Here is a 12,531-nt window from a genome sequence, read left to right as displayed (position 1 = left end):
GGTGCGGGCGCCGGTCCCCCGGCCTCCGTCCCCGCGCCGGACGCGGATCCGGTCGCCTCCCCCGCAGCCCGGAGGGCATCAGCATGCGCCCACTCCAGGACGTTGAGGAGCTGCACCGGGCTCTCCACAAAGGCGAGCGTCTGCGTGGCAGGCCGCCGTGTGGAGGCCGAGCGGGGGCCGGCGGATCCGGCGCGGGGGCTCATCGACGTATAACCGTCGCTTCCGTGAGTACGGACTGGGGGATCCGTGGATACGGACTGGTGGGGGCCGGGATCAGACCGAGACCGGCTCGCCCGCCGCCGCGGCGATCTCCGCCTCGGCGACGACACCGGAGACGCGGCGCAGCTTCTTCATCGGGCCGAGCTCGGACTCGTACACCTTCTTGACGCCGTCGCCGAGCGAGGCCTCGATGGTGCGGATGTCGCGGACGAGGCGCGTAAGGCCCTGCGGCTCCACCGACGCGGCCTGGTCCGAACCCCACATCGCGCGGTCCAGCGTGATGTGGCGCTCGACGAAGGTGGCGCCCAGCGCGACCGCGGCGAGCGTGGTCTGCAGACCCGTCTCGTGGCCGGAGTAGCCGATCGGGACGTTCGGGTACTCGGCCTGCAGGGTGTTGATGACGCGGAGGTTGAGCTCCTCGGCCTTCGCCGGGTATGTCGAAGTGGCGTGGCAGAGCAGGATGTTGTCGCTGCCCAGGACCTCGACCGCGTGGCGGATCTGCTTCGGCGTCGACATGCCCGTGGAGAGGATGACCGTGCGGCCGGTGGCACGCAGGGCGCGCAGCAGCTCGTCGTCCGTCAAGGAGGCGGAGGCCACCTTGTGGGCGGGTACGTCGAACTTCTCCAGGAAGGCGACGGCCTCGGTGTCCCACGGGGAGGCGAACCAGTCGATGCCGCGCTTCTTGCAGTGCTCGTCGATCTGGCGGTACTCGTCCTCACCGAACTCCACCCGGTGGCGGTAGTCGATGTAGGTCATACGGCCCCAGGGGGTGTCGCGCTCGATGTCCCACTGGTCGCGCGGGGTGCAGATCTCCGGGGTGCGCTTCTGGAACTTCACCGCGTCGCAGCCGGCCTCGGCCGCCGCGTCGATCAGCTTGAAGGCGTTCTCGAGCTCGCCGTTGTGGTTGATGCCGATCTCACCGGTGACGTAGACCGGCTGGCCGGGGCCGGCGGTCTTCGAACCGAAGGTGCGCAGACGGGAGTTGGAGCTCATGACAGCTTTCCTTACTTGTCGAGGGAGTCGAGAGAAGGGCCGAGGATCCAGCTGGCGATCTCTCGGATCGCGCCGTCGCCGCCGGGAACGGTGGTGACCGCGCGTGCGGCGCCGCGCACGACGTCGTGGGCGCTCGCGACCGCCACGGGCCAGCCCACGAGGGCGAAGCACGGGAGGTCGTTGACGTCGTTGCCGACGTAGAGCACGCGCTCAGGCGCGATGCCCTGCTCCTCGCACCACTGCTTCAGTGCGAGGTCTTTCCGGTCGATGCCGTGGAGGACCGGGATCTTGAGCTTCCGGGCTCTGGCGGCGACGACCGGGTTCTGCTCCGTGGACAGGATCAGCATCGTCAGGCCGCTCTTACGGAGGGCCGCGATACCGAGTCCGTCCCCGCGGTGCACGGAGACGAACTCCCGTCCGTCGGAGTCGATCAGCACCCTGTCGTCCGTCTGGGTGCCGTCGAAGTCGAGGACGACCGCGTCGATGTCGGCGGCGGTCGGGAGGGCGCCGGGGCGGTTGGCGTCGAAGAGGGGCGCCAACGCCCGGGCGCGGGCGAGGTCGTGCGGGTCGTCGATCTCAAGGACCCGCGCGGGGTCGGTGCGGACGAGCTCCGTACGCCCGAAGAAGCGGTGCTTGTGCTCCCGCAGCCCGGCGGCGTCCATGGCGTACGCGGCGCCGGTCTCCAGCAGGTCCTGCGGACGGTCCTGGCGGCGGGGGCGGAACGACTTGTCGTGGTTGACGCCGTAACCGCCGTCCGTGGCCGTGGTGTTGGCGACGGCCGTGCCACCGCCGACGGCCTGGGTGGCCTGGGTGTCGACCACGGCCGGGTCGTCGTCGGCGTCCCGCCAGATGAACCCGTGGAAGGGAGCCACCGTCAGCGCGGTGTCCGCGCCGTTCTCCACGACCGCGCCCGCGACCCCGTCGAGGTCCTCGCGGACGATGAACGGGCTGGTGCACTGCACCAGGAGCACCACGTCGACCGCGGCGCCGTGCAGCGCCTCGTGCGCGTCCATGGCGTGCAGGACGGCCGCCTCGGAGGTGGCCGTGTCGCCGGCGATGGCGGCGGGGCGCAGCACCACTTCGGCGCCGGCCTCGCGGGCGGCGGCGGCGATCGCCTGGTCGTCGGTGGAGACCACGACGTCCGTCACCAGGCGGGCCGCGCGGCACTCGCGCACCGCGCGGGCCACCAGCGGCACACCGCCGACCGGGAGGAGGTTCTTGGCGGGGACGCCCTTGGAGCCGCCCCGAGCGGGGATCACCGCGAGCACGCGACGTACCGAAGTCGCTGGGCCCGCTTCCGAGTTGGACATGCGATGTACTCCTTGCGAGGGGATCGGGGCGCCCGCGCCCGTTGTCTCGGGGGCGCTCACAGCTCGCCCATCCGCCGGATGACGGGCGCCACACGCTGCACGCCGTGCCGGTAGGCGCCGCGCGCCGCCCGGCGCACGATCTGCCGTACGGGCCCCGGCTCGGTGTCGGCGGCGGGCGCGCCGGGCAGCGGGCTGCCGTCCGGGGCGAGGTGGTGGCGGGCGAGGATGCCGGGCAGATAGCCGGGGGCGGTGACGGGCGTGTAGTAGGGGGCGAGGGAAGGGAGTTCGCCCTTGTCGAGCAGCTCGGCGATGCGCGTACGGGCCGCGTCGAAGGCCGTCTCGTACGAGCCCTCGGCAGCGACGCCCTGCCGGGCCACCCACTCCTCGTCGGGCGCCGGCTGGTGCCCGGCGTCGAGCTGGTCCCAGGAGGCGAGGCAGCCGGAGCCGACGAAGTGGTGGTTGCCGAGGGACTCGCGCACGCCCAGGTCGGTGAGCAGGACGGTGGGGATGCGCCGGTGCAGAGACTCGAGGGCGGCCGTCGAGCTGACGGTGACCAGCAGATCGGTGCGGTCGAGGACCTCGCCCATGTGCCCGTACACGAGGCGGAAGTTGGCGGGCAGGTCGAGGCGCTGCGCCAGCTTCTGGTAGGGCTGCTCCTCGATGTGCGTGGTGTGCTCGCCGGGCTTGGAGCGCAGCTTCAGCAGGACCTCGCGGTCCGGGTGCAGCCGTGCGTGCTTGACGAGCCGCTCCAGCAGGTACATACGGTCCTTGCGGCTCTCCGGCACGGAGGGCTGCACGGCGAAGACGACGGTGTACGGGTCGTGCTTCTCGTACGAGTCTCCGCCGAGGAACGGCAGCGCGACCTCGGTCACGGAGGAGGCGTCGGCGCCCACTCCCTCGTACACGGTGGTGAAGCGTTCCGCGTCCTGGCGGGAGTTGGCGAGGACGAGGTCCGCGCCGTGCCGCAGCAGCAGCCCGTCGGCGAGCTTCTCGTATACGACGCCGACATAGCCGGTGACGACCACGGGCCGCTTCGCGCGCTCCCGCCAGGCGTGTCCGAGTCCGTGCAGCATCGCCTGGACGGCGCCGCCGACGAGGGCGAGCACGACGATGTCGTACTCCTCCTCCCGCAGGGTCCGCAGGAATTCGACGCCGGTGACCTCGCGGAGCGAGTCCGCGCGGACGCCGACCTCTTGGAGCTGGCGGGCGGTGGGGGTCGCACGGCCGCGCAGGAGATAACCGTCGAGGCGAATGTCCGATTCGGCCGGTGCAATGCGGTTCGCGGTGAGCGCGCCCCATTTCCACCGGGTATCGGAATCCGCGAGAACGGCGACTCGCAGGGACTTCGAAGTACTTGCTGGCACGCCCAAGACGCTAGGAAGCGATTCCGATGCGCGGCCCAACCGGAATACAACAAAGGGTTAACAGCACATCGACGAATGGCGAATCGAGCCCGGATCCGCGCAGGAAAAGGCTGGGTTCACCATTCCGCCACGCGCCGTTCACCTGACATCTCACCATCGGTCAAGACGAATGCCGGGCCGCCGCCTAACGTCACGTGGGTGGTCAAGCTCTCCGTCATCGTGCCGTTCTACAACGTGCAGCAATACGCACCCGACACCCTGAGGAGTCTGCGTGCCAACGCGCGTCAGGACTTCGAATTCATTCTCGTCGACGACTGTTCGCGCGACGAGACACCGGACATTCTCGCGCGCGCGGAGCGCGAGCTCCAGGGTGCCGTGTACGTCAGACACGAGCAGAACGGAGGTCTGGCGACCGCGCGCAACACGGGCATCGACGCGGCACGCGGCGAGTACCTGACGTTCCTCGACGGCGATGACTGGCTCGCACCCGGCTATTACGCCCAACTCCTCACCGCCATCGAGGAGTTGGGCGTCGATTTCGTCCGTACGGACCATGTGCAGACGACCGCTCGAGCCCGCTCGATCCACCGCGTTCCGCACGGCCGGCGCGGTGTCGTGCTGAACCCGCGCGAGGCGATCCTGCCCGCCGACCGCTCCACCTCCGTGGACTACGCGTACGCCTGGGCGGGCATCTACCACCGCCGCCTGGTCGACCGGGGTGTGCTGCACTTCACCGACGGGCTGCGCACGGCCGAGGACCGGCCGTGGATCTGGAAGCTGCACCGCGAGGCCGAGTCGTTCGGCGTGGTGGGGCTGCTCGGCGTGTTCTACCGGCGCGGGGTGTCGTCCTCGCTGACGCAGATCGGCGACGTACGGCAGCTGGATTTCATTCGCGCCTTCGACCAGGTCGTACGGGAAACGGCCGAGGACCGGGACGCGGACAAACTCCTGCCGAAGGCCGTACGGACCTACTGTGCGATTATTTCTCATCACCTGGGTTCCATCGAAAGGTTCGAGCCTCCCGTGGCACGAAAACTGAAGTCGATGAGTGCCGTCGCTTTGCGGCGTATGCCGCAGGACGTCCTCGACGAAGCCCTCGACTCCATGGACGTACAGCGCGCGACGCGGTTGCGCCGGCTGCGCCGCCGTCCCGTGGCCGCGGGGGTGGCCGCGTGACCACCCAGATCTTCATGGCGTCGACGCTGTACGGCACGGCGACGCTGGCGGCGGCCGTCGACGCCGACTGCTTCCGCCCTGCCGACCGGCGCATCCTGCTGGTCTCCAACAACTCGGCGACACCCGAGACGTCGCCAGGCATCGACGAGATGCCCGGCTTCGAGCGGCTGCGCGGCCGGTTCGACGACGTGGTCTCGTGGAACGAGACCATCTCCCCTTTCCACCCGGGCGGTTGGTCCCCGCGCCTGAACGACGTACCGCTGTGGGAGCGCCATCTGCGGCTCGCCTGGAACCTCGGTGACGACGACATCGAGCTGGCCGTCGAGTCGATCCAGGTGAATCCGGCGCTCGGGGTCGCGCAGATCTTCACGGGCGCGCCCATCACGGTCTACGCCGACGGTCTGATGAGTTACGGCCCCACCCGTAGCAAGATCGACCCGCTGGTCGGCACGCGCATCGACCGACTGCTCCACCTCGACCTGGTGCCGGGCCTCACGCCCCTGCTGCTCACCGAGTTCGGCGTCGGGCCCGAGATCGTGCCGACGGACGCGTTCTGCAAGGTGCTCGCCGAACTCGTCGACACGGGCGACGCGTTGCCCGCCATCGAGGAGCCGGCCCTGCTGCTCGGCCAGTACCTCTCCGCGCTCGGCATCCTCACCACCGAGCAGGAAGAGGACCTGCATGTACGGATGTTGAGGGGGGCCGTCCAACTCGGCCACCAGCGCGTGGTGTTCAAGCCGCACCCCAGCGCCCCGGCCCGCTGGTCGCGCGCCCTGGAGAAGGAGGCCGAGAAAATCGGCGCCGACCTCACGGTGCTCGACACTCCGGTCCTCGCCGAAGTGCTCTACCAGCGGATGCGGCCCGCGCTGGTCGCCGGCTGCTTCTCCACGGCACTGCTCACGGCCTCCGCGCTGTACGGACTGCCGGTCGCCCGGATCGGCACGGAGACGCTCCTCGAACGCCTCACGCCGTACGAGAACAGCAACCGCGTCCCCGTGACGATCGTGGACGCCATGCTGCCCGAGCTGACGGACCGCAAGGCGGTCACCGAGCAGCGCAAGGGGCTCGGCACGGGCGAACTGACCGAACTGCTGCGGGCGGTGGGCTACGCCATGCAGTCCAAGATCTACCCGGATCTGCGGCCGGCCGCCGAGCGGTATCTGTCGCGGCATCTGAACGCCCATACCTGGCGCTACTTCAAACGCCGAAGGCTCACCTCGCTGGCCCTGCCCGGCGCGGTGCCGACCCAGTTGGCCTTCATCCCGCGCAACGCCACCGTCCGCCGCGTGGCCCGCCGCGCCCGATCGCTCAAAAGGGCCACTCTGGGATGACTTCGGTGGACTCGAAGCCCGTCCCGACGTCCTCTCCGGAGACGGGCACCCCCCCACACAACACCACCGGCAGTACCAGCACCAACGGCACGACACAGAACCGGATAATCGCCCGGACCCGCACCCCTCGACTGCGCGCGCTGGACGGGCTGCGGCTGATCGCCGCGCTGATGGTCGCCGCGTACCACTACGGCGGCCGGGACGGCCAGGTCGCCGAGGCATGGGGCTCCTCCGCGAAGTTACAGTTCCCCACGCTGCACGAGTGGTTCGCGTACGGCTGCCTGGGCGTGCACATCTTCTTCGTCATCAGCGGCTTCGTGATCTGCATGAGCGGCTGGGGCAGGCCGCTGCGCTCGTTCTTCGCCTCACGCGCGTCACGGCTGCTGCCGTCCTACTGGGCGGCGGTGATCATCGTGACGGTGGTCTTCGCGCTGCCGATAGTGGCGTACGAGGCCGTCTCGCCGAGCGACGCGCTGGTGAACCTGACCATGATGCAGCAACCCCTGGGCGTGGACCGGGTGCTGGGCGTCTGCTGGACGCTCTGGGCGGAGCTCCGCTTCTACGCGCTGTTCGCGGTGTGCATCGTGCTGCCGGGTGCGAACCGCCAGGGCCTCATCATGTTCTGCGCGGGCTGGACCCTGGCCGCGGCGATCGCCCGGGCGGCGGACGAACGGCTGCTCGACCTCGTCCTCATGCCCGAGTACGCGCCGTTCTTCATCGGCGGCATCGGCCTCTACCTCATCCACCGCGACCGGCACGACGCGTACGCCTGGGGCATCGTGGGCGTCAGCTGGCTGATCGGCCAGCACTACGCCGTCTCCTCGCTGTGGCACGCGCCCAACCCGGACTTCTTCTCCTACCGCACCTCGTCCGGCATCATCCTGGTCGTCACCTTCGGCTTCATCGCGGTCGCCGCGATCGCCCTGGGCTGGCTGAACTGGGCCCACTGGCGCTGGCTGACGGTCGCAGGCGCGCTGACGTACCCCTTCTACTTGGTACACGAGCACCTCGGCTGGGTCGCCATCAAGGCCTACCACCAGACCCTGAACATCCCGTCGTACGCGACCTTCCTACTGACGATCGCGACGATGCTGCTACTGGCGTGGCTACTGAACCGCCTGGTCGAGGACCGCTTGGGACCCAGGTTACGCTCGGCGCTGTCGAGGCCTCGTCGCTGAACGCGCCTCGCTGAACGCCGTCAAGAGCCTCGCAGCGTCACGTCGATTCCGGCGATGATCGCCGCGAGGCCCTCCTCGAAACCACGGTCGTGGTCGCGGAACATCGCCTCACCCGCGGCCACGGCGAGCGGGTACGCAGCGAGCCGTTCGGCGCGGGCCGCCAGGTCGTAGCCCTCGCCGCCCCCGGCCGGGTCGGGCCCCATCGCCTGCTCCTCGATGACGTAGCCGATGGTGTAGCTGGTCGCGGTGAACCAGGCCCGGGCAGCGCGGGCCGGAGTGAAGCCCTCGTTCGTGAGCACCCGGAGGTTGCGCTCCATCGGGTCCGCGTACGAGGTGTCCGTGAAGTGCGTACCGCTGTAGACCTTGGCGCCGTCGCGGTAGCGCAGCAGGTGCGTGCGCAGTCCGCGCATCGCGGTGGTGACGGCGTCCTGCCAGCGCGCCGGCAGCTCGCCGAGGTCGGCGTTAATCCGCCGGAGCATCTCGGTCGCCATCTCGTCCAGCAGCGCCTGCTTGTCCTTGAAGTGCCAGTACAGGGCAGGGGCCTTGACGTCCAGTTCCTTGGCGATGGCACGCAGAGTGAGCCCTTCGAGGCCGACCTCGTTCAGCAGCCGCAGCGCGGCGTCGGCCACCAGCGCCCGGTCGATCTTCTTCGCCACAGCCACGTCCGCACCCTATCCGGACCCTGTCCGGCGGCATCCCCTTGACAACTTAACAACGTTAAGGAGATCCTCGCCATATGGAACTTAACAGCGTTAAGGAAACCGGCGTACTGGTGGTAGGCGCGGGCCCCACCGGCCTCACGCTCGCCTGCGACCTGGCCCGCCAGGGCATACGCGCCCTCGTCGTCGAGCGGGCCGACGGGCTCTTCCCCGGCTCGCGCGGCAAGGGCATCCAGCCGCGCACGATGGAGGTCTTCGACGACCTCGGCGTGCTGGACGCGGTGCGGGCGGCGGGCGGCCGCTATCCCGTCGGCGTGGTCTGGCAGGACGGGAAGCGGCAGGGCGAGCACCGGATGTTCGACGAGACCGAGGCGACGGAGACCGAACCGTACGCCGACGGCCCGTGGATGGTGCCCCAGTGGCGTACGCAGGAGATCCTCCTCGCGCGGCTGCGGGAGCTGGGCTCAGACGTCGCGTTTGGCCGCGAGCTGACCGGGCTCGCGCAGGACGCGGACGGGGTGACGGCGACGTTCGCGACGGGCGCCCCCGTACGGGCCCGGTACGCGGTGGCCGCCGACGGCGGACGCTCCACCGTGCGCCGGCTGCTCGGCATCGGCATGACGGGCGAGACAGTCGACCCGAACCCCACGCTGGTGGCGGACGTCCGCATCAGCGGACTCGACCGCGACAACCTGCATGTCTTCCCGCCCGCCGACGGCGAGGGCTTCCTGGTCCTCTGGCCACTCCCGGGCGTCGAGGACTTCCAGCTCGCGGCCAACTTCGAGGATCCGGCCGCCACCCCGGACCTCTCCCTCGACGGCATCCGGGGGCTCGTCGCCACCCGGACGCATCTCGCACCCGACGCCGTGACCGAGGTCCGCTGGGCCTCGGACTTCCGCCCACGGGCCGCACTGGCGGACCGCTTCCGCGAGGGCCGGGTGTTCCTCGCGGGAGACGCGGCCCACGTCCACTCACCGGCCGGCGGCCAGGGCCTCAACACGAGCGTCCAGGACGCTTACAACCTGGGCTGGAAGCTCGGCGCGGTCTTGCGGGGCGATGCACCGGACGCCCTCCTCGACTCGTACGAGGAGGAAAGGCTGCCGCTCGCCGCGCAGATGCTGGGCCTGTCAACCCGCGTCCACCGGGGCGAGGTCCGGCGCGGCGAGGCCACACAGCAGCTCGGGCTGGGTTACCGGGGCTCGTCGCTGTCCGTGGAGACCCGCGAGGGCCTCCCGGCCACCGCCCTCCACGCAGGCGACCGCGCCCCGGACGGCCATCCCGGCGACGTACGCCTTTTCGACGCGTTCCGAGGGCTGCACTGGACGTTGGTTGCGGTAGGCACGAACCTCGAACTCCCGTCGCTGGACAGCGACTTGATGCACACGATCCATGTCCCACCGTACGAGCCGTACGGCACCGGCGTGTTCCTGATCCGCCCGGACGGGTACGTCGGCTGGGCAGGCGAGACGGCGGAGGGGCTGGCCGAGTACTGGGCCCGGTTCGGCGACCGCCGCCGGTCAGCGAGTCACCGGGCTCAGAACGCGTCGCTCGGCACGTAATTCCCCCAAACCTCCCGCAACGCGTTGCACACCTCGCCCACCGTCGCGCGAGCCCTCAGCGCGTCCTTCATCGGGTACAGGACGTTGTCCGTACCCTCGGCGGCCTTCTTCAGCTCCGTAAGCGCCGCGTCCACCGCCCCCTGGTCCCGCTCGGCCCGCAGCTTCGCGAGCCGCTCCGCCTGCTGGGCCTCGATCGCCGGGTCCACCCGGAGGGGCTCGTACGGCTCTTCCTCGTCGAGCTGGAAGCGGTTGACGCCCACGACCACCCGCTCGCCGGAGTCCGTCTCCAGCGCGATGCGGTACGCCGAGCGCTCGATCTCGCCCTTCTGGAAGCCGTGCTCGATGGCGTTGACGGCGCCGCCCAACTCCTCGACCTTCGCCATCAGTTCGACTGCGGCAGCCTCAACCTCATCCGTCATCTTCTCGATCACGTACGAGCCCGCGAACGGGTCGACCGTCGCCGTCACATCCGTCTCGTACGCCAGCACCTGCTGCGTACGGAGCGCGAGGCGGGCGCTCTTGTCGGTGGGCAGGGCGATGGCCTCGTCGAAGGAGTTGGTGTGCAGGGACTGGGTGCCGCCCAGCACGGCGGCCAGGCCCTGGACGGCGACGCGGACCAGGTTCACCTCCGGCTGCTGGGCCGTCAGCTGCACGCCCGCCGTCTGCGTGTGGAAGCGCAGCATCAGCGACTTCGGGTTCTTCGCGCCGAACTCGTCCCGCATCACCCGGGCCCAGATGCGCCGCGCCGCACGGAACTTGGCGACCTCCTCCAGGATCGTCGTACGCGACACGAAGAAGAAGGAGAGGCGGGGGGCGAAGTCGTCCACGTCCATGCCGGCCGCGACCGCCGTGCGTACGTACTCGATGCCGTCCGCCAGCGTGAAGGCGATTTCCTGCACGGGTGAGGCGCCCGCCTCGGCCATGTGGTAGCCGGAGATCGAGATGGTGTTCCACTTCGGGATCTCGGTCTTGCAGTACTTGAAGATGTCCGCGATCAGGCGCAGGGAGGGCTTGGGCGGGAAGATGTACGTGCCGCGCGCGATGTACTCCTTGAGCACGTCGTTCTGGATCGTGCCCGTCAGCTGGTCGGCCGATACACCCTGCTCCTCCGCGACCAGTTGGTACAGCAGCAGGAGCAGCGAGGCGGGCGCGTTGATCGTCATCGACGTGGACACCTTGTCCAGCGGGATGCCGCCGAACAGGATCCGCATGTCCTCGATCGAGTCGATCGCCACGCCCACCTTGCCGACCTCGCCGCTCGCGATCGGGGCGTCCGAGTCGTGGCCCATCTGGGTGGGCAGGTCGAAGGCGACGGACAGACCCATCGTGCCGTTGGCGATGAGCTGCTTGTAGCGGGCGTTGGACTCGGTGGCGGTGCCGAAACCGGCGTACTGGCGCATCGTCCAGGGGCGGCCCGTGTACATCGAGGGGTAGACGCCGCGTGTGAACGGGTAGCGGCCCGGCTCCCCCAGCTTCTCGGCCGGGTCCCAGCCTTCCAGGGCGTCCGGCCCGTACACCGGCTCGATGGGCAGTCCGGACTCCGACTCGCGCGCCATGGGTGTGCCTCCGCGTTGCTTCACATACTCGCCAGTACAGACGACCCTCGCCACGGACTGTAGTGGTGGCCGTGCGGCCGGTGGAGAGGCCCAGGCTGGGAGCTTGCTCACAGCCCGGACGAGACCCCGGTCACAACCCGCGCGCAACCACGCGCCCGGTCACCACAATGCCCCTTAGTTCGCAACCAAGCACCCCCGGGAAACATCTAAGGGGCACAGTGAGCAACGGGGGGTCCAAATGCGTACTCCAGACATGTGGAGATCAGTCACGGCTGTCGTGGTACTGGCCGCGGTGAGCGGTTGCACGGTCCAGGCCGCCGGTACGTCCGCCAAGAAGGACCCGGTGCATATCGCGACGGCGCCGGTCGAGAGCCCCAACGACCCCAAGCCCAAGCAGCCGGCCCAGCCCGCCGAGCCCGCCGAGCCCGCCAGGGACGACGCCAAGCCCTCGCAGCCGCCCGCGAAGCCCCCGAAGCCGTCCCCGCCGCCTCCCGAGGTGCTCTGGTCGCGCGGCGACCAGGGCAGGGACGTACGCGAGGTGCAGGCCCGGCTGCGTCAGATCGCCTGGCTCTTCGAGGGCCCGACCGGGACGTACGGCCCGGCGACGGTCGCCGCCGTCAAGGGCTTCCAGGGCAAGCGCGGGCTGCCGCAGACCGGGAAGACGGACTCCGTGACCTGGCAGCGGCTGCTGAACATGACGCACGAGCCGGGCAAGTGGGAGCTGTACGCGGCGGGCGACCAGCCGGCCGCGAAGCCCGACCCGCGCTGTATGACGGGCCGTGTGATGTGCATCAGCAAGACGAGCCGCACGCTGCGCTGGATGATCGACGGCAGGACCCTTACGACGGTGGACGTGCGCTTCGGTTCGCAGTACACGCCCACCCGGGAAGGCGAGTTCAGCGTCACCTTCAAGTCACGCCACCATGTGTCGACGCTGTACGACACCCCCATGCCGTACGCGATGTTCTTCAGCGGCGGCCAGGCGGTCCACTACTCCTCGGACTTCGCGGCGACCGGCTACAACGGCGCCTCGCACGGCTGCGTGAACGTACGGGACGAGGGGAAGATCGCGGCGCTGTTCGGGCAGGTGCGGAGCGGTGACAAGGTCGTCGTCCACTGGTGAGCGTCGCCGGCGCCGCGAGGCGGCGAGGAGAGGTGTGGGGCGCGGGCGGGACCGGGGGAACGT

General features: G+C 69.9%; 10 protein-coding genes. 5 read left to right on the top strand and 5 right to left on the bottom strand.

Annotation, left to right across the window (positions count from 1 at the left end):
- Positions 1-273: 273 nt before the first annotated feature.
- The 3 genes from ACYVO6_RS35780 to ACYVO6_RS35770 are packed head-to-tail and all read right to left on the bottom strand — an operon-like array spanning position 274 to position 3,886.
- The gene (locus ACYVO6_RS35780) at positions 274-1,212 is read right to left on the bottom strand and encodes an N-acetylneuraminate synthase family protein (protein WP_461068667.1); all 939 of its coding nucleotides are present in this window, start codon (positions 1,210-1,212) and stop codon (positions 274-276) included.
- An 11-nt stretch (positions 1,213-1,223) separates the two neighbouring features.
- Entirely contained in the window at positions 1,224-2,522 is a 1,299-nt protein-coding gene (locus ACYVO6_RS35775; RefSeq protein WP_461068665.1) for a cytidylyltransferase domain-containing protein, read from the bottom strand.
- A gap of 56 nt (positions 2,523-2,578) precedes the next feature.
- On the bottom strand, positions 2,579-3,886 hold the full coding sequence (locus ACYVO6_RS35770; protein ID WP_461068663.1) for a DUF6716 putative glycosyltransferase: 1,308 nt from the start codon (positions 3,884-3,886) through the stop codon (positions 2,579-2,581).
- A 198-nt stretch (positions 3,887-4,084) separates the two neighbouring features.
- Between ACYVO6_RS35770 and ACYVO6_RS35765 the strand changes: the two genes are divergently transcribed.
- Genes ACYVO6_RS35765 through ACYVO6_RS35755 form a run of 3 tightly spaced genes read left to right on the top strand, consistent with a single transcriptional unit; the run spans position 4,085 to position 7,571 of the window.
- A complete protein-coding gene (locus ACYVO6_RS35765) occupies positions 4,085-5,062 on the top strand; it encodes a glycosyltransferase family 2 protein (protein ID WP_461068661.1) in 978 nt (325 codons plus the stop codon).
- A complete protein-coding gene (locus ACYVO6_RS35760; protein ID WP_461068659.1) occupies positions 5,059-6,393 on the top strand; it encodes an alpha-2,8-polysialyltransferase family protein in 1,335 nt (444 codons plus the stop codon). Before ACYVO6_RS35765 ends, ACYVO6_RS35760 begins: the two co-directional genes overlap by 4 nt.
- Positions 6,390-7,571, top strand: a complete 1,182-nt coding sequence (locus ACYVO6_RS35755) for an acyltransferase family protein (protein WP_461068657.1) — start codon at positions 6,390-6,392, stop codon at positions 7,569-7,571. Before ACYVO6_RS35760 ends, ACYVO6_RS35755 begins: the two co-directional genes overlap by 4 nt.
- Before the next feature lie 20 nt (positions 7,572-7,591).
- Here the strand turns inward: ACYVO6_RS35755 and ACYVO6_RS35750 are convergent, their stop codons facing one another.
- Positions 7,592-8,227, bottom strand: a complete 636-nt coding sequence (locus ACYVO6_RS35750) for a TetR/AcrR family transcriptional regulator C-terminal domain-containing protein (RefSeq protein WP_461068790.1) — start codon at positions 8,225-8,227, stop codon at positions 7,592-7,594.
- An 80-nt stretch (positions 8,228-8,307) separates the two neighbouring features.
- Between ACYVO6_RS35750 and ACYVO6_RS35745 the strand changes: the two genes are divergently transcribed.
- Positions 8,308-9,789 carry an FAD-dependent oxidoreductase gene (locus ACYVO6_RS35745; RefSeq protein WP_461068655.1) on the top strand — a complete coding sequence of 494 codons (1,482 nt, stop codon included), beginning with the start codon at positions 8,308-8,310 and terminating at the stop codon, positions 9,787-9,789.
- Here the strand turns inward: ACYVO6_RS35745 and ACYVO6_RS35740 are convergent.
- Positions 9,765-11,345 carry an acyl-CoA mutase large subunit family protein gene (locus tag ACYVO6_RS35740; protein ID WP_461068653.1) on the bottom strand — a complete coding sequence of 527 codons (1,581 nt, stop codon included), beginning with the start codon at positions 11,343-11,345 and terminating at the stop codon, positions 9,765-9,767. The two genes, ACYVO6_RS35745 and ACYVO6_RS35740, sit on opposite strands and share 25 nt — an antisense overlap.
- Positions 11,346-11,598: 253 nt before the next feature.
- Here ACYVO6_RS35740 and ACYVO6_RS35735 point away from each other — a divergent pair, with 253 nt between their 5' ends.
- Positions 11,599-12,468, top strand: a complete 870-nt coding sequence (locus tag ACYVO6_RS35735; protein WP_461068651.1) for a L,D-transpeptidase family protein — start codon at positions 11,599-11,601, stop codon at positions 12,466-12,468.
- The last annotated feature ends 63 nt before the right edge of the window (positions 12,469-12,531 follow it).

It is taken from the genome of Streptomyces pseudoechinosporeus, assembly GCF_054783935.1.
This window is presented reverse-complemented; position numbering and strand designations above follow the sequence as displayed.

Excerpts from the sequence above, each read along its gene's own strand:
- ACYVO6_RS35780 (WP_461068667.1), bottom strand. The coding sequence starts at position 1,212 with ATGAGCTCCAACTCCCGTCTGCGCACCTTCGGTTCGAAGACCGCCGGC.
- ACYVO6_RS35755 (WP_461068657.1), top strand. The coding sequence starts at position 6,390 with ATGACTTCGGTGGACTCGAAGCCCGTCCCGACGTCCTCTCCGGAGACG.
- ACYVO6_RS35735 (WP_461068651.1), top strand. The coding sequence starts at position 11,599 with ATGTGGAGATCAGTCACGGCTGTCGTGGTACTGGCCGCGGTGAGCGGT.
- ACYVO6_RS35745 (WP_461068655.1), top strand. The coding sequence starts at position 8,308 with ATGGAACTTAACAGCGTTAAGGAAACCGGCGTACTGGTGGTAGGCGCG.
- ACYVO6_RS35740 (WP_461068653.1), bottom strand. The coding sequence starts at position 11,345 with ATGGCGCGCGAGTCGGAGTCCGGACTGCCCATCGAGCCGGTGTACGGG.
- ACYVO6_RS35775 (WP_461068665.1), bottom strand. The coding sequence starts at position 2,522 with ATGTCCAACTCGGAAGCGGGCCCAGCGACTTCGGTACGTCGCGTGCTC.